The sequence below is a fragment of the Streptomyces sp. NPDC057271 genome (assembly GCF_042668715.1).
GTDB lineage: Bacteria > Actinomycetota > Actinomycetes > Streptomycetales > Streptomycetaceae > Streptomyces.
Window position 1 is genome coordinate 13,126 of sequence record NZ_JBHUYJ010000066.1, and the last position, 16,832, is coordinate 29,957.

The following is a 16,832-nucleotide window of genomic DNA, read 5'->3' on the forward strand; positions in this document are numbered from 1 at the left end:
GCGCCCCTCCAGTTCCCAGACTGCCGTGCCACACAGGGCCGTTACCTCGCCATTGTGTCGTGCGGGCTTCCGGCCCCCGACGCACGCTCCCCCTCTCCGCGTCGCACCGCGCCGCAGGGACACGCCGAGTGCGGTCTCATCCGCTCCACGCGCCACTCCAGAAGCGGCAGCGACACCTCCCAGCGCGCCCCCGTGCTGGCGGGCAACTCACCGTCGAGGAAGGCCAGCGCGTGGGCCGCGGCCAGCCCGGCGACCGCCGTCGCGAGCCCCAGATCGCAGGCCGGCACCTCAGGGGGCGGGCCCGAGCGCCACTGCGCCAGCATGCGGGGCCACACCGGCTCCCGGTCGGACCGCTCCTCCTGCGCGCAGCGGGCACAGGCCGTCCCGCCGGGCAGCACCAGCGGCCCGACCACACCGGTCGCCTCCAGCACCCCCGCGTAGAGATGAGGCGTGCCCGTCGTGATCCAGCCCTCGGCGGTGAGCGGGTCGGGGAGATAGGCGGCGAGGCCGTCCCGCGGTGTCACCACGACGAGTGAGTGCCCTGGCTCCCGCCCGGCCTCACCCGTCACCCGTCTGCCCGCACGAGGAGGCCGGCCGCCCGGCGCCGACCGCGCCACGAGCCGATGCGCCGCCGCGGCCCGGCGCTCGCCCACCGCCTCGGCCGACAGTCCGCCCGGCGCGACCTCCCAGGGCCGCACGCATCCGGAGTCCAGCACCTCCACCCTGCCGACCCCGGAGGCCGAGAGCAGGGCGGCGACCGTGGCGCCGACCCGTCCCGCGCCCCGGACCTGGACGCGCGCCGCCCGCCGGGCGGCCACGCGACGCAAGGCCCCGTCCGGCTCGGGATGGACGACGGAGAGTGAGGCCAGATCGGCGCGAAGGGGATCGAGCGCGCCGTCCGGATGTCCCGCGCCCACGGCCTTTCCGGGTCTCCCGGCCGAGGCGTCCGCGATCAGCCCGGCCCCCGCGAGCCGTTCGAGCAGCCCTTCGAGCCACCCGTCCCGCAGTCCCAGTGCCCGCGCCTCGGTGCGCAGGAGCGTCATGCCGCGCGTGCCGTCGAGCAGCCCGAGCAGGCTGCCGGTGGTCGTGTCGAGCGGCCCCACCACCACCGCGTGCGAGGACGTCGCCCCGAACTGCACACTGTGAAGATCGCGCCACGCCCTTCGCAGCGCGGGTTTCAGCATCGGATGCATTTCCGCCCCCGTGATCTTGATCGCCGTCCACTTCCTCCGTCATCAGATTGCCCGGGAGTCGAAGCCGGCACGAAAAGTTGTCCACAGGGGTGGGGTATTAATCATTCAAATGGTGCGCGGTGTGACCGGAGCCCCGCCGAACCGTCCCGGAGGCGGGACTTCCCCCGCTGACAGCGGGTAACGTCGGGGCCGTGCCCGCCGATCCACAGCGCAGCGTGACAAGGAAGCCGCCCCGCGGTTCGGGGACGAGCGCGGTCGAGGTCCGCAGAAGCTCCCGGCGGAGCAGAACCGTCTCCGCCTACCGCGAGGGCGACCGGACCATCGTGCTCATCCCGGCCCGGATGTCCGAGGCGGAGGAGCAACGCTGGGTGACGGTCATGCTGGACAAGCTGGCCGCCCAGGAGAGCAAGAGCGTCCTCGGCGACACCGAGCTCACCGAGCGTGCCGAACGGTTGTCGGACCAGTACTTCGGCGGGCGGGCACGGCCGACGTCGGTGCGCTGGGTGACCAACCAGAACACCCGCTGGGGCTCGTGCACTCCGTCGGAGGGCAGCATCCGTCTCTCGCACCGGCTTCAGGGAATGCCCGAGTACGTCGTCGACTACGTCCTCCTCCACGAGCTGGCGCACCTCCTGGTGCCCGGTCACGGCCCCCGGTTCTGGCGGCTCCTGGAGGCGTATCCGCGCACCGAGCGTGCCCGCGGCTACCTCGAGGGAGTCGTCGCCGCCGAGGGGCTGCCCCACCTGCCGACCGCGCGCGAGGAGTAGCCCGGACCGCTTCAGTCCTGTACCGAATACGTACCGGCTTGGCTCAATGTCGCACACAGCCGTTAGCCTGGCGCGACGCATTCACATTCGGGATGGGGGACGGTCGTTACGCATGGCCAGGGAATTCCAACGCGGCCACAAGGCCAAGATCAGTGATCTCACACCGGGAACCGATCTGTACGTGGGTGTGCAGATCGCGGCGCCCGGGCTGACCTTCGACATCAGCTGCTTCGGCCTCGACGCCAACGAGCAGCTCTCGGACGACCGGTACTTCATCTTCTTCAACCAGCCGAAGTCGCCGGAAGAGTCCATCCAGCTGCTCGGCGCACAGTCGGGCGACACCGAGTCCTTCCGGGTCACGCTGGACCGCATCCCGGCGAACATCCACAAGCTGTCGTTCACCGCGACCATCGACGGCGCCGGCCAGATGTCGCAGATCGGCCCCGGGTACATCCGCATCGTGGCGGGCGGTGAGGAGGTCGTCCGGTACCCGTTCACGGGCACGGAGTTCTCCACCGAGCGCGCCGTCATGCTGGGCGACTTCTACCTCAAGGACGTCTGGCGGTTCGCCGCCATCGGCCAGGGCTTCGACGGGGGCCTGGAAGCGCTGCTGAAGAACTTCGGCGGCGAGGTCGCCGAGGAGCAGCCCGCGGCGCAGGCCCCGCAAGCGGCCCCCGGCTTCGGCGCGCCGCCGCAGGCCGCCGCGCCGCCCGCCTTCGGTGCGCCTGCCGCGCCGCCCCAGCCCGCCCCGCAGTTCGGCGCTCCGCCGGCCGCCCCCGTACCCGCGCCCGCTCCGGCCCCCGTCCCGCAGGCTCCGGTCCAGCCGATGCACGCGGCCCCCACCATGGGCGCGCCGATGGCCCCGCACCCCCCGGCCCCGTCGCCGTACGGCCAGCCGCCGCAGGCCCCGCAGGCCCCGCAGTTCGGTCAGGCTCCCGGCGGCCAGGTCCCGGGTCAGCCCCCGTACGGCCAGCCGCAGCCCCAGTTCGGGCAGGTCCCCGGCCAGATGGGCGGCGCGCCCCAGGGCATGCCGCCCGGTATGCCGCAGGGAGTGCCACAGGGCGCTCCCGCCACCGGCCCCGGGCTCGCCGCCGCGCTCCAGCCCTTCAAGGAGACCGCGACCGGCGCCCGCTGGGCCCCGCAGAACCAGCAGCTCATGCGGGTCGACCTGCAGATGGGCGGCGCCCCCGTCCTCGCCCGCCAGGGCAGCATGGTCATGTACCAGGGCAAGGTCGACTTCAGCCACAAGGGCGCCGGCTTCACCGGCCGGATCGTCGGCAACGCCACCGGCCAGGAGATGCAGCTCATGCGCTGCTCCGGCCGCGGCCAGGTCTTCCTCGCCGAGGAGGGCGCCCACCTGCACCCGATCGAGCTCCAGGGCGACGGCATCTGCGTCTCCGCCGAGAACGTGCTCGCCTTCGACGAGTCCCTCCAATACGAAGTACGGAGGATCGAGGGCCACGGCATCCCCGGCGGAGCCCTGTTCACGATGCAGTTCCAGGGCACCGGCACCGTCGTCGTCAAGACGCACGGCGTGCCCGTCGTCCTGCCGGTCACGCCGACCACCTTCGCCGACTGCAACGCGGTCGTCGCCTGGTCGTCCGCCTCCCAGGTGATCCTTTCCAGCCAGGTCCGGCTGCGCCGCAACGCGTACCCCGGACACAGCGGAGAGACCGTCAACCTCCAGTTCCGGGGCGCTCCCGGCAACTTCATCGTCGTCCAGCCGTACGAGGTCTGAGGGAGCCCGAACAATGAACCAGCAACTCGCGGGCTTCGCCCCGACCCCGATGGCGGCCCGGATGGAGAACCACGGCCGTTCGATGCTCAAGGTCGCCATGGCCTCCGGCCACGACCTGTACGCGCGTACCGGCTCGATGGTCGCCTACGAGGGCTTCGTCACCTACGAGCCCAACCCGCCGGCCGCCCGCCAGTTCGGCAAGGAGTGGATCACCGGTGAGGGCACGCCCGTCATGAAGTGCTCCGGCGACGGCCTGCTCTACCTCGCCGACTACGGCGCGGACGTCGTCGTGATCAACCTCAACAACGACTCGCTCTCGGTCAACGGCACCAACCTGCTGGCCTTCGACGCGCACCTCCAGTGGGGCGTCGAGAAGGTCAAGGGTCTTGCCAAGTTCGCCGGCCAGGGCCTGTTCAACGTCGAACTCGCCGGCACCGGCTGGGTCGCGATCACCTCGCGCGGCACGCCGATCGTCGTCGACTGCGGCCGCGGCGAGGACGAGACGTACGTCGACCCGGACGCGCTCGTCGCCTGGTCGCCGGCGCTCAAGGTCAAGGGCAAGCGCAGCTTCAAGGCCTCCTCCCTGATCGGGCGGGGCAGCGGCGAGGCGTTCCAGATGGCCTTCTCCGGCCAGGGCATCGTCGTCGTACAGCCGAGCGAGGACAGCACCGACCGCCTGCGGGTCCGGGGCTGAGGGGGAGCGAGAACACACCATGCAGAGCCCGCTTTTCAACTACGCCGAGCAGCAGAGCCAGGAACGGTACGTCGTCCAGAACCCGCAGCTCCTGCGGGTGGCGCTGAACGGCTCGGACGACATCCTCGCCCGCAAGGGCGCCATGGTCGCCTACCAGGGACTCGTCGACTTCGACGGCGAGTACCAGACCGCCAACCAGAGGCGCGCCCAGGCCCGGACCGGTGAGGGCCTCGACCTGATGCGCTGCTCCGGCCAGGGCACGGTCTACTTCGCCAACCTCGCCCAGTACATCCACGTCGTGGAGGTCGAGCAGGAGGGCATGACCGTCGACAGCGCCTACGTCCTGGCGCTCGACTCGACCCTGCACACCGAGGCCATCGCCGTCGACAGCCAGTACGGCGTCTCCGGCACCGGCAAGTACCAGCTCAACATCTCCGGCCGCGGCAAGGTCGCCCTGATGACCTCCGGCCAGCCACTGATGATGCACGTCACGCCGGACAAGTACGTCAACGTCGACGCGGACGCGATCGTCGCCTGGTCCACCGGGCTGCGGGTGCAGATGCAGGCGCAGACGACCAACTCGAACATCCGCCGTCGCCGTGGCGACACGGGTGAGGGCTGGGAGCTCAGCTTCCTCGGAACGGGCTTCGCCCTCGTCCAGCCCAGCGAGGTCATGCCGCCGCAGAACGCCGCAATCGGGCAGGGCATCGCCGCCCAGTTCGGCGCCGGCCAGCACGGCTCCCGCGCACAGAACCAGAACAACGCCTGGAACTGACGCGCCGTACACCGGGCACAGGTAAGGGGCGGCCTCCCTGGAGGCCGCCCCTAACGCATGCCCTAGAGGCGGGCGAGGGTGTCCTCCAGCAGCCGCACCACCGAGGTGTCGGCCACGGACGCCACCTCGTCGTACGCGAACCAGCGCAGATCCAGCGACTCCTCGCTGATGGCCTCCACCGCACCGGCCGGTGCCAGCGCCGCGTACTGAACGTCCAGATGCCAGTGACACGGCGCCGGGATCGGATGCCGGTCGAGCCGCACCGGGCCGCCGGGCAGCAGCGTGAGGCGGGGGATGCCGGACTCCTCCGTCGCCTCGCGGAGCGCCGCCTCCGCCAGCGTCGTGTCACCCGGCTCGCAGTGGCCGCCCATCTGCAGCCACATGCCGAGCTTCTTGTGGAGCGTCAGGAGAGCCCGCCCGCGCTCCGGGTCCACCACCAGCGCGCTGGCCGTCAGATGCCCGGCCCCGCACGCCTTCCACATCCCGTCCTCGTGCGCCGTGAGGTGGTCCAGATAGAGCCCGCGCAGCTCCTCCTGGCTCTCGTACGCCTTCAGTACGAGAACGGCGTCGTCGTGCAGGCTCACTTGGTGGTGTCGTCCTTGCCCTCGTCGTCGCCGTCCCCGCGGGCCGCCTCGCCGAGCATCTTGTCGATCTCCGAGAAGTCGAGGTGCTCGCGGTGGACGAAACCGTCCGGGTCGTCCAGGTCGGAAGCCGTCGGCAGCATGTCCGGGTGATGCCACAGATCGTCACGGCCGTCGACCCCGCGCGCGTCCGTGAGCGAGGCCCACAGCCGCGAGGCGTCCCGCAGCCGGCGCGGACGCAGTTCGAGACCGATCAGCGTGGCGAAGGTCTGCTCCGCGGGACCACCGCTCGCCCGGCGCCTGCGCAGCGTCTCACGCAGCGCGTCCGCCGAGGTCAGACGGGACTTCGCGGCCTCGTGGACCACCGCGTCCACCCAGCCCTCGACCAGCGCGAGCGCTGTCTCGAGACGGGCCAGCGCGGCCTTCTGCTCCGGGGTGTCCTCGGGCTGGAACATGCCCTGCTGGAGCGCCTCCTGCAGCTGCTCCGGGTGCGTCGGGTCGAGCTGACCCACCGCCTCCTCCAGCTTCGAGGTGTCGACCTTGATCCCGCGGGCATAGCCCTCGACCGCGCCGAACAGATGCGAGCGCAGCCACGGCACATGGGCGAAGAGCCGCTGGTGGGCGGCCTCACGCAGGGCCAGGTAGAGCCGCACCTCGTCCTTGGGGACGCCCAGGTCCTTGCCGAACGTCTCGATGTTCAGTGGCAGCAGCGCCGCCTTGCCGGCCGGGCCCAGGGGCAGACCGACATCCGTCGAGCCGACGACCTCGCCCGCGAGCGCGCCGACGGCCTGCCCGATCTGCTGGCCGAACATGGCACCGCCCATCGACCGCATCATGCCGATCAGCGGGCCCGCCATGGCCTGCATCTCCTCGGGCAGCACATCGCCCATCGCCGTGCCGACCCGCTCGGCGACCGGGTCGACGAGCTGCTGCCAGGCCGGCAGTGTCGCCTCGACCCACTCCGCGCGGCTCCACGCCACGGCCGTGTTCGCCCCGGAGGGCAGCGAGGTCACGCCGTCCAGCCACAGGTCGGCCAGGCGCACGGCCTCCTCGACCGCGGCCTTCTCGGCGGGGCCCACGCTGGCGTCCTTGGTGCCGTCGGACGTGCCCTGGGCGACCACCTGGCGCGCGATCTGCTTGGCCATGTCCCAGTTCACCGGACCGCCCTCGTACGAGAGCATCTGGCCGAGCTGCTGGAAGGCGGCGCCCAGGTCGTTCGGATTCAGCGAGCCGAACATCGCGGCGAACGGATTGTCCGCACCACCCGGACCGCCCATGCCCGGCAGACCGCCGAAGCCGAACGGATTGGCCCCGAACGGGTTGCCGCCGCCCTGGCCACCGGACCCCTGGCCACCTCCGGCGGGGTCCTTCTTCTTGCCCTCGTCGCCGTTCTCCGGCTCCTCCGGCGGAAGGCCGAATCCGAATGGGGTGTCACTCACAGGTTTCCTCGGCTCGTAGGGCCGCCGGATTCCTTCCGACGGCGGCTTTCCCGGCTCGGCTCGATGCCCGGCTGCACACCACCAGCGTAGACATCCGGGCCGGATCTGGGCTCGGTGCTCCGCCGGGCCGTGGCCTGCGGCAGGATGGACGCCACCTGGTACGTACGCGTCATTCGGGTACGTACTGAAGACAACCGCTGGAGACGCCCGGTGAGTTCCCCAGATCCTCAGGTTCGCGCAGCGCGAAACATCTCGGCCCGGCCCGCCGGGCGGGGCCCCGTGGTCGCCGTCACGGGCGCCGCCTCCGGGGTCGGCGCCCTGCTGACCGCACGCCTCGCCGCGTCCGAGGAGATCAAGCAGGTCATCGCGATCGACGAGCGCCGGGGCGAGGTCTCCGAGGCGCAATGGCACATCCTCGACGTCCGCGACCCGGCGATCGCCGAGAAGCTGCGCGGCGCGGACGTGGTCGTGCACCTCGCCGTCGACCTCGACCTGGAATCCGACGCGGCCGCCCGAACGGCCTACAACGTGCGCGGCGCGCAGACGGTCCTCACGGCCGCCGCGGCCGCGGGCGTGCACCGCGTGGTGCTCTGCACCTCCGCGATGGTCTACGGCGCGCTGCCCGACAACGACATCCCCCTCTCCGAGGACGCCGAGCTGCGGGCGACCGCCGAGGCCACCGGTGTCGGCGACATGCTGGAGATCGAGCGGCTCGGGCGCCGTGCGCCCCGTGCCCACCCCGGCCTCCAGGTCACCGTCGTCAGACCGGCGGTCCTGGTCGGCGGCACGGACACCGCCCTGACCCGCTACTTCGAGTCGCCCCGGCTGCTCGTCGTGGCCGGCTCCCGCCCCACCTGGCAGTTCTGCCACGTCGAGGACCTGGTCAGCGCGCTGGAGTACGCGGCGCTCGAGAAGGTCGACGGGGAGTTCGCGGTCGGCTGCGACGGCTGGCTCGAACAGGAGGAGGTGGAGGAGCTCTCCGGGATCCGGCGCATGGAGCTCCCCTCCGCGGTCGCCCTGGGCGCGGCTGCCCGGCTGCACCGGATCGGGCTCACCCCGTCCCCGGCCGGGGACCTCGCCTACACGATGCACCCGTGGGTGGTGAGCGTCGGACGGCTGCACGACGCGGGCTGGCGGCCCACGTGGACCAACGAGGAGGTGCTCGCCGCGCTCCTGGAGGAGGTCGAGGGCCGGCACACCGTGGCGGGCCGCAGGCTCGGCCGCAAGGACGCGACGGCGGCGGGCGCGGCGGGTGCGACGGTGGCGCTGCTCGGCACGGCGGCGCTCGTGCGCCAGATGCGGAAGCGGCGCGGCATGTAGGACCCTCCTACGGAGGGTCGGGTCCACCGGTGGAAAGCGCTATTCCGCGATGTCCGTGCGGTACGGCACCATGGGCGCATGGCACGCACCCATGACCACCCCGGCGAGCAGACCGCGGCGGACCCGATCAAGCTCCTCGCGATCCGTGACACCCCGCTCTCGGTCGACGAGGTCTTCCGTGCCGTCGGCGACGACGCGGCCGGCGGCACGACGCTCTTCGTGGGCACGGTGCGCAACCACGACGGCGGGGCCGACGTCGACGCGCTCGGGTACTCCTGCCACCCCTCCGCCGAGGACGAGCTGCGCCGGGTCGCCGAGAAGGTCGTCGCCGACTATCCGGTCCGCGCACTGGCCGCCGTGCACCGTGTGGGCGATCTGCGGGTCGGCGATCTCGCGGTCGTCGTCGCGGTCTCCTGCCCGCACCGCGGCGAGGCCTTCGAGGCCTGCCGCAAGCTCATCGACGACCTCAAGCACGAGGTCCCCATCTGGAAGCACCAGAAGTTCTCGGACGGCACAGAGGAGTGGGTAGGCGCCTGCTGAGCGTCCGCCCCGGGTCTGGGGGTCCCCCCGGACGGAGTCTGGGGTGGGGGTCCCCCCGGACGGAGTCTGGGGTGGGGGTCCCCCCGGACGGAGTCTGGGGGAGGGTAGGCGCCTGCTGAGCGTCCGCCCCGGGTCTGGGGGTCCCGGACGAGCCTGCGCCCCTTGGCAAGGCGCCGCGCCGACGTGCGGTAGTCGAACGCCCCGATTTGCGTAACCGGCCCCCCGGCAGCAGCGTTGATGCTGCAGATCGTTAGTCTGCTGATCGGCCGGTCGCGGTCGGTTGCGGTCGCTCATTGGGGATGGGAGGTCGGGATGGCAGTCCTCGCCTGGTTGCTGATTCCGCTTTTCGCAGTCGTCGGCGCGGCGATATGGGGAAGCTGGGCCCAGCGGAGCAAGACCATCGGAGACGTGGCCGAGCTTGCCGGCTACGCACGGTTCAGGGACGCCATGGAGCGGTCCCACGTCGGCCTCCCGGCCGCCGAGCCCGAGATGGCTCCGGCCGCACCCTCCGTCCCCCGTACGCACTAGTCACGTCTCCGTACGAGTTCCGCCCGTCGGCCGCCCTCGTACGGACCCGCCCCACGGGTGCACTCACAGGCCGGTCCCGTACTGTCGTTCCATGCCACGCCGCACTGCGACGATGCTCGCCTCCACTCTGGTCCTGATCACCCTGCTCTGTGTGGGCGTCCTGGTCCCGGTGCCGTACGCGGAGATGAGCCCCGGCCCCACGGTGAACACCCTCGGGGAGGCCGCGGGCGAACCCGTCCTCCAGGTCTCGGGACGCAAGACGTACCCCACCGACGGGCACCTCAACATGACGACCGTCCGCGTCACGAGCGCGGACTACCGGATGAACGCGGTCGAGGCGGTCTACGGCTGGCTCGCCCACGACAACGTGGTCGTCCCCAAGGAGACCCTCTACCCGGACGGCAAGACCGAGGAGGAGTCGACCCAGGAGAACGCCGAGGAGTTCAGCCAGTCCCAGGAGAGCGCCAAGGTCGCCGCCCTCGGTGAGCTGGGCATCCCGGTGACCACCCGGGTCGTCGTCGCCTCCGTCGTCAAGGACACCCCCGCCGAGGGCAAGCTGCACGCCGGGGACGTCGTCAAGGCGGTGGACGGCGTGCCCGTCAAGGAGCCGGGGGACGTAGCCAGGCAGGTGACCACGCACAAGCCGGGCGAGAAGGTCGACTTCACCATCGTCCCCGCCAAGGAGGCCGAGTCGGCGGAGAAGGCCGGCAAGGAGCCCACCGCCACCGAGAAGGTCTCCGTCACCACGGTGAAGTCCCAGGAGGGCGACCGGGCGATCGTCGGCATCCAGGCCGGCACCGACCACGTCTTCCCGTTCACGATCGACATCAAGCTCGCCGACGTCGGCGGCCCCAGCGCCGGACTGATGTTCGCGCTCGGCATCGTCGACAAGCTGACGCCGGAGAGCCTCACCGACGGCAAGTTCATCGCCGGCACCGGGACCATCGACGAGAAGGGCCAGGTCGGCCCCATCGGCGGTATCCAGATGAAGCTCGTCGGCGCGCGCAACGCGGGCGCCCAGTACTTCCTCACCCCGGCCGACAACTGCGCGACCGCCGCCTCCGACATCCCCGACGGCCTCACCCTGATCAAGGTGAACACCATCGACGACGCGACGAAGTCCCTGGAGAAGCTCCGCGCCGGGGACACGAAGAACCTGCCCAGCTGCTCGAAGAGCTAGGACGTACGGAGAAGGGGGCGCCCCGGTCGACCGACGGGGGCGCCCCCTTCCGCGTACGCGGGCCTCTCAGCCCTCGAAGGTGGCCGCCAGCGCCTCCGCGAGCCCCGGCACCAGGTCCGCGCCCGTCAGCACCTCGCTCGGGGAGTCCTTCTCGCGCAGCCGGATCGCGGCCTCCCGCGCGCCGTCACGGAGCACGGCCACGGTCATCCGGACCTCCTGGCGGTCGGGGTGCCGGGCCACCCACTTCGCCAGACCGGCCTCGCTCAGGCCCTCCGGGACGGACGCCTCGGCCGACGGCGGGAGCATCAGCCGCTCTACCGTCAGCGCGCAGCCGACCACGGCGTCGGGCCAGGCGATGGTGCCGAGGAACTCGTCGAGGGGCTTCCCCTTCGGCAGTTCCTCCTGCTCGATGGGGGTGTAGGCGGCGGCCGCGTCGCCGCCTTCGAGGCCGAGCTGGGAGGCGAGTCCCGGCTCCTGGGCACGCAGTCGGGCGGTGTCGACCAGGGCGAACAGCCGGGCCGGACGGTCCCAGCCGAGGCCGGAGGCGTACTCGTCGATCTCGAGCACCGCGCGGGTGAGGGGGCTCGCGGCCATGGGGGTGCCGGAGGGGGAAACGTTGGACATGGACAACATCCTGCCTCCTCCTCCCCCGAAGACGGGAACTAGGTAAAGCTTCAGTAAGTTGCATCAGTGGGCTCTACGATCGCGGGGCCTGCTTCATCGACGTATCAACCTGAGGGGCGCACGTTGGCTTTCCAGATGCCGGACCGCGGAGGCGGCGGAGGTCCGTCCGGGCCAAGGATCAGAGTCGGCCGGCCGTCCCGGCGGGCCCGCACACTGCTGATGACCCTGGGTGTGCTGGCCGTTCTGGCCATGGCGTTCGTCATGTTCGCCGGGTTCTGGACGGACTGGCTCTGGTACCGCTCCGTCCAGTACTCGTCCGTGTTCACCACCACCCTGTGGACCAAGATCGGCCTGTTCGCCGTCTTCGGGCTGCTGATGGCGCTCGCCGTCGGGTTCAACATCTGGCTGGCGCACCGGCTCCGGCCGCCGCTGAGCGCGATGTCGCTGGAGCAGCAGAGCCTCGACCGGTACCGGATGGGTCTGGCGCCCTACAAGAAGTGGGTGCTCCTCGCGATCACCGCGCTCGTCGGCCTGATCGCGGGCGCCTCGGCCTCCGGCCAGTGGCGGACGTGGCTCATGTGGGTCAACGGAGTGTCGTTCGGCCAGAAGGACCCCCAGTTCCAGCTGGACGTGTCGTTCTACGCCTTCGACCTGCCCTGGTACCGCTCGCTGCTGGCCTTCGGCTTCGCCGCCGCCGTCCTGTCGCTGATCGCCGCCGCGCTGACGCACTACCTGTACGGCGGACTGCGCGTCACCAGCCCCGGTGCCCGCGCCACCGCCGCCGCGACGGGCCACCTGTCGGTGCTCCTCGGCGTCTTCGTCTCCCTCAAGGCCGTGGCGTACTGGCTCGACCGGTACGGCCTCGCCGTGAAGTCCAGCGACTTCAAGGCGGCCGGCAACTGGACGGGTCTGCGGTACGTCGACGCCAACGCCTACCTGCCGGCGAAGACGATCCTGTTCTGTATCGCCGTGATCTGCGCCGTGCTCTTCTTCGCGACGCTGTGGCGCCGTACCTGGCAGCTGCCGGTGATCGGCTTCGGCCTCATGGTCCTGTCGGCGATCCTGATCGGCGGCCTGTACCCGGCCATCGTGCAGAAGTTCCAGGTCCAGCCGAACGAGCAGGCCAAGGAAGCGCCGTACATCCAGAAGAACATCGATGCCACGCGCAAGGCGTACGCCATCGACGGTACCGAGCCGGAGAACTACTCGGGCAAGTCCACGGTCAAGGCCAAGGACCAGCTCCGCGCCGACTCCGACACGGCGGCCAGCTACCGGCTGGTCGACCCGAACATCGTCTCGCCGACGTTCCAGCAGCTGGAGCAGAAGCGGAAGTACTACCAGTTCCCGACCACCCTCGACGTCGACCGCTACAAGGGCCAGGACACCGTCGTCGGCCTGCGTGAGCTGAACATCAAGGGCATCCCGAAGCGGAACTGGATCAACGACCACTTCACGTACACCCACGGCTACGGCGCGATCATGGCCGCGGGCACGCAGACGGACGCCAACGGCTCCCCGGTCTTCACCGAGGCCGGCCTGCCGACCACCGGGATGCTCGGCCCGTACCAGCAGCGGATCTACTACGGCGAGAAGACGGATCAGTACTCGATCGTCGGCGGCCCGCAGAAGGAGCTGGACTACGAGGACAACGGCGAGAAGACCACCAGCTTCGAGGGCAGGAGCGGGGTCAACCTCTCCAACGCCTTCAACCGCGCCGCGTACGCGGTGACGTTCAGCGAGCCGCAGATCCTCTACTCGGGGGCCATCGGCGAGGGCTCGCGCATCCTCTACAACCGCACGCCCAAGGAGCGCGTCGAGGCGGTCGCGCCCTGGCTGACCATCGACGGCGACGCCTACCCGGCCGTCGTCGGCGGCAAGATCCAGTGGATCGTCGACGCGTACACGACCACGAACGGCTACCCGTACGCCTCGCGCACCACGCTCGGCGACACCACGGCGGACTCCCTGACCGTGGGCAACCAGCAGCGCGCGGTGGTCGCCCAGCAGAACCAGGTCAACTACATCCGCAACTCGGTGAAGGCCACGGTCGACGCCTACGACGGCAAGGTGACGCTGTACCAGTGGGACAAGGAGGACCCGGTCCTCAAGACGTGGATGAAGGCGTTCCCGGACACCGTGCAGCCGCGTGAGGCGATCAAGTCCGACCTGCTGCAGCACCTGCGCTACCCGCAGGACATGTTCAAGGTCCAGCGCGAGCTGCTCACCCGGTACCACGTCACGAACCCGGCGCAGTTCTACAGCGGCTCGGACGCCTGGCAGGTGCCGGACGACCCGACCAACAAGGACGGCAACGCGGTTCCGCCGTACTACCTGAGCATGAAGATGCCCGGGGACACGGACCAGCGGTTCTCGCTGACGACGACCTTCACCCCGAACGGCCGGCCCAACCTGGGCGGCTTCATGGCGGTGGACGCCGAGGCCGACAGCAAGGACTACGGACGTATAAGGCTGCTGAGAGTCACCTCGGACGTCCCCGGACCCCAGCAGGTGCAGAACAAGCTCAACAGCCTTCCCACCGTGGCGACCTTCGTCCGGGACATGAAGGGTGCCGACTCCGACATCCTGTACGGCAACCTGTTGACGGTGCCGCTCGACGGCGGATTCCTGTACGTCGAACCCGTGTACGCCCAGGGTCGCAACGCCCAGTACCCGCTGCTGAAGAAGGTCGCGGTGTCGTACGTGGACGCGGACCAGCCGGACGGTGACACCACCAAGGACACCACGGTGTTCGAGAACAACCTCACCGACGCGCTGAACGCGGTCTTCGGGGTGGACGGCGCCACACCGCCCGAGGAGCCCGAGCAGCCGGGCACCAAGCCGCCGACGACGCCGACCACGAACGACGCGGCGCTGAAGCAGGCCATCGCCGACGCGCAGAAGGCGATGGACGACGGCGAGGCGGCTCTGCAGAAGGGGGACTGGACCGCGTACGGCAAGGCCCAGGAGGCCCTGCAGGACGCCCTCCAGCGGGCCGCGGAGGCAGGCGCGAAGCTGCCCTCGACGGACCAGAAGCCGGGCGGCACGGCGCCGAAGCCGGGGGCGACCCCGTCCACCGAGCCGACGCCGTCGTCGAGCGCGAGCCCGGCAGGCTGATCGGCTGGTCGGGAGCCACCCCGCGTCGTGATACCTTTACGGCACAACGACGCGGGGTGGAGCAGCTCGGTAGCTCGCTGGGCTCATAACCCAGAGGTCGCAGGTTCAAATCCTGTCCCCGCTACTGAAGACTAGGGCCCGGATCCTTCAGGATCCGGGCCCTAGTCGCGTGCTCCGCGGCGTCGCGCGACGTCCCGAAGAGCGGTGAGGAGGGGGCGAGTTGAGGTGAGTCGTGTTTGACTTGTCTCTCTGTGGGCATGTCGACAAAACGCTGAAGTGACCTCACTGGCTGCGGTATACCAGGTGTACGCGCGTTGCGGGTGGTGCGACGATGGTTTTTATGGGGGACAGGGCAACTCTGTTGGAGACAGGGCGGTTTGTGCAGCGGCACGCTCGACGTGCCGCGGATGACATCATCGAGGCCGCAGTGGCCGTCGATGCGGCCGTCGACACCAGCGCCGACACCGAGACCGAGAACGACACGGAGACCGAGGCACGCCACCGTCGCGCCGCCGAGAACGGCGACGCCGCGTCCATGAGCGTGCTCGGCGCACTGCTGCTGCGCCGCGGCGACCTGGACGGCGCCGAGCCCTATCTGCGCGGCGCCACGGCCGAGGGGGACCGCGCCGCCGCCAACAACCTGGGCGTCCTGCTGCACCAGCGCGGGTACGCGGAGGAGGCGGCCGGCTGGTGGCGGGTCGCCGCCGTCGCGGGTTCCGCGCCCGCCGCCCACGCCCTGGGCCGCCACCACCGCGAGCGCGGCGACGAGCCCGCCGCCGAGTACTGGCTGCGCCAGTCCGCAGAGCAGGGCCACGCCCTGGGCGCGTACGCCCTCGCCGACCTCCTGGAGCACCGCAGCGACGTCGGCGCCGAGCGATGGCTCCGCGCCGCCGCCGAGCAGGGCCACCGCGAGGCCGCGTACCGCCTCGCCCTGGCCCTGGAGCGGCGGGCGACGGAGACCGAGGGACCGGCCCGCCTGAGCGGCGCGGCGGCGGGTAAGGCCCCCGGCACTGCCGCGGGGCCCGGCGCCGTGCCCGGACCGGCTGCCGGCGCGGCGTCCGGCAGCGACACCCCCGGTGCCGCGGACGGCAGGGCCGCCGGTGCCGGCACCCCGCCCGCCGGAGAGCTGGGCGAGGCCGAGCAGTGGTTCCGGCAGGCCGCCGCCCGTGGGCACCGCCGGGCCGCGCTGCACCTCGGCGCGATCCTGGAGAAGCGCGGCGAGCTCAAGGAGGCGGGCCGCTGGTACCTGAGTTCGGCCAAGGAGGGCGAGGCGAAGGCCGCCTGCGCGCTCGGCTTCCTGCTGCGCGACGCCGGGGACGAGGAGAGCGCCGCCGTGTGGTGGCTGCGCGCCGCCCAGGACGGCGACGGCAACGCCGCCAACGCGCTCGGGGCCCTGCACGCCGCCCGCGGCGAGCAGCAGACCGCCGAGCGCTGGTATCGCGCCGCCATGGACGCGGGGGACGTCAACGGGGCGTACAACCTCGGGCTGCTCTGCGCCGCCCAGGACCGCACACAGCAGGCCGAGCAGTGGTACCGCCGCGCCGCGTACGCGGGGCACCGCGAGGCCGCCAACGCGCTCGCCGTGCTCCTCCTCCAGGCCGGCGACGCGAACGGTGCCGAGCCCTGGTTCTCCAAGGCCGCCGAGGCCGGCAGCGTCGACGCCGCCTTCAACCTCGGCATCCTCTACGCGGGTCGCGACGACGACCGTACGGCGCTGAGCTGGTACGAGCGGGCGGCGGCGGCCGGGCACACCGAGGCCGCCCTCCAGGTCGGCATCGCCGGCCTGCGCGACGGCGACGAGCAGACCGCCGAGCGCCATCTGCGGTGCGCGGCCGGCGGTGGCAGCGCCGAGGCGGCGTTCCGGCTGGCGAGCGTCCTCGACGCGCGCCGCCCCCAGCCCGGCCCGCCCGTGCTCGGCGCCCCGCGCGAGGAGAGGACCGAGTGCGAGGAGTGGTACGAGCGCGCCGCCCAGCAGGGGCACCGGCGTGCCCAGGTGCGGGTGGGGATGCTGGCCGCCGCCCGCGGCGACGTGGCGGAGGCGGCCCACTGGTACCGCGAGGCCGCGGAGGCGGGCAGCCGTAACGGCGCCTTCAACCTCGGCCTGCTCCTGGCCCGCGAGGGCAGCGAGCGTGAGGCCGCCCTGTGGTGGACCCGCGCCGCCCGTGCCGGACACGGGCGCGCCGCGCTGCGGCTCGCGCTGCTCGCGGCCCGGCGCGGAGAGCTGACGGAGGGCAGGCACTGGTGCGCGCGGGCCGTGGAGCTGGGTCCCGCGGAGGTGGCCGAGCGGGCGGCGCGGCTGAGCGAGGCACTGCACCAGGAGCTCACCGCTTAAGCGATTT

Annotated in this window: 14 protein-coding genes and 1 tRNA gene; 11 read left to right on the forward strand and 4 right to left on the reverse strand. The window is 71.5% G+C overall.

All coding sequences use genetic code 11. The annotated features are described in order from the left end of the window. Positions 1–41: 41 nt before the first annotated feature. Positions 42–1,193, reverse strand: a complete 1,152-nt coding sequence (locus tag ACFUJR_RS26105) for a TOMM precursor leader peptide-binding protein (protein ID WP_383178291.1) — start codon at positions 1,191–1,193, stop codon at positions 42–44. Between the two features lie 191 nt (positions 1,194–1,384). On the opposite strand from ACFUJR_RS26105, the gene ACFUJR_RS26110 reads away from it, so the two are divergent. The 4 genes from ACFUJR_RS26110 (at position 1,385) to ACFUJR_RS26125 (ending at position 5,167) form a co-directional block, all read left to right on the forward strand. Beyond that, positions 1,385–1,960 carry a M48 family metallopeptidase gene (locus ACFUJR_RS26110; protein ID WP_383178288.1) on the forward strand — a complete coding sequence of 192 codons (576 nt, stop codon included), beginning with the start codon at positions 1,385–1,387 and terminating at the stop codon, positions 1,958–1,960. 112 nt (positions 1,961–2,072) lie between these two features. Next, positions 2,073–3,698, forward strand: coding sequence for a TerD family protein (locus ACFUJR_RS26115; protein WP_383178285.1), 1,626 nt, complete (start codon positions 2,073–2,075; stop codon positions 3,696–3,698). A 13-nt stretch (positions 3,699–3,711) separates the two neighbouring features. Further along, a complete protein-coding gene (locus tag ACFUJR_RS26120; protein ID WP_383178282.1) occupies positions 3,712–4,392 on the forward strand; it encodes an AIM24 family protein in 681 nt (226 codons plus the stop codon). Between the two features lie 19 nt (positions 4,393–4,411). Next, positions 4,412–5,167 (forward strand): AIM24 family protein, encoded by a 756-nt coding sequence (locus ACFUJR_RS26125; protein ID WP_383178279.1) that lies wholly within the window; start codon positions 4,412–4,414, stop codon positions 5,165–5,167. A gap of 62 nt (positions 5,168–5,229) precedes the next feature. Here ACFUJR_RS26125 and ACFUJR_RS26130 read toward each other — a convergent pair whose 3' ends face one another. Both ACFUJR_RS26130 and ACFUJR_RS26135 read right to left on the reverse strand, forming a co-directional pair. Further along, positions 5,230–5,751: an NUDIX hydrolase gene (locus ACFUJR_RS26130; RefSeq protein ID WP_383178276.1), complete on the reverse strand. Its 522-nt coding sequence runs from the start codon at positions 5,749–5,751 to the stop codon at positions 5,230–5,232. Then, positions 5,748–7,187, reverse strand: a complete 1,440-nt coding sequence (locus tag ACFUJR_RS26135) for a zinc-dependent metalloprotease (protein ID WP_383178273.1) — start codon at positions 7,185–7,187, stop codon at positions 5,748–5,750. Before ACFUJR_RS26135 ends, ACFUJR_RS26130 begins: the two co-directional genes overlap by 4 nt. Before the next feature lie 210 nt (positions 7,188–7,397). Here ACFUJR_RS26135 and ACFUJR_RS26140 point away from each other — a divergent pair, with 210 nt between their 5' ends. The 4 genes from ACFUJR_RS26140 (at position 7,398) to ACFUJR_RS26155 (ending at position 10,755) form a co-directional block, all read left to right on the forward strand. Continuing rightward, the gene (locus tag ACFUJR_RS26140) at positions 7,398–8,507 is read left to right on the forward strand and encodes an SDR family oxidoreductase (RefSeq protein WP_383178270.1); all 1,110 of its coding nucleotides are present in this window, start codon (positions 7,398–7,400) and stop codon (positions 8,505–8,507) included. A gap of 78 nt (positions 8,508–8,585) precedes the next feature. Further along, on the forward strand, positions 8,586–9,047 hold the full coding sequence (locus ACFUJR_RS26145; protein ID WP_383178267.1) for a molybdenum cofactor biosynthesis protein MoaE: 462 nt from the start codon (positions 8,586–8,588) through the stop codon (positions 9,045–9,047). A 312-nt stretch (positions 9,048–9,359) separates the two neighbouring features. After that, a complete protein-coding gene (locus ACFUJR_RS26150; protein ID WP_383178264.1) occupies positions 9,360–9,575 on the forward strand; it encodes a hypothetical protein in 216 nt (71 codons plus the stop codon). A 91-nt stretch (positions 9,576–9,666) separates the two neighbouring features. Beyond that, the gene (locus ACFUJR_RS26155) at positions 9,667–10,755 is read left to right on the forward strand and encodes a PDZ domain-containing protein (RefSeq protein WP_383178261.1); all 1,089 of its coding nucleotides are present in this window, start codon (positions 9,667–9,669) and stop codon (positions 10,753–10,755) included. Positions 10,756–10,821: 66 nt separating this feature from the next. On the opposite strand, the gene ACFUJR_RS26160 is transcribed toward ACFUJR_RS26155, so the two are convergent. Further along, the gene (locus ACFUJR_RS26160) at positions 10,822–11,379 is read right to left on the reverse strand and encodes a PPA1309 family protein (RefSeq protein WP_383181256.1); all 558 of its coding nucleotides are present in this window, start codon (positions 11,377–11,379) and stop codon (positions 10,822–10,824) included. Between the two features lie 135 nt (positions 11,380–11,514). Between ACFUJR_RS26160 and ACFUJR_RS26165 the strand changes: the two genes are divergently transcribed. The 3 genes from ACFUJR_RS26165 (at position 11,515) to ACFUJR_RS26175 (ending at position 16,825) form a co-directional block, all read left to right on the forward strand. Then, on the forward strand, positions 11,515–14,493 hold the full coding sequence (locus ACFUJR_RS26165) for a UPF0182 family protein (protein WP_383181259.1): 2,979 nt from the start codon (positions 11,515–11,517) through the stop codon (positions 14,491–14,493). Positions 14,494–14,543: 50 nt separating this feature from the next. After that, positions 14,544–14,617 (forward strand) — tRNA-Met (locus tag ACFUJR_RS26170). A gap of 207 nt (positions 14,618–14,824) precedes the next feature. Continuing rightward, positions 14,825–16,825 carry a tetratricopeptide repeat protein gene (locus tag ACFUJR_RS26175; RefSeq protein ID WP_383181606.1) on the forward strand — a complete coding sequence of 667 codons (2,001 nt, stop codon included), beginning with the start codon at positions 14,825–14,827 and terminating at the stop codon, positions 16,823–16,825. The last annotated feature ends 7 nt before the right edge of the window (positions 16,826–16,832 follow it).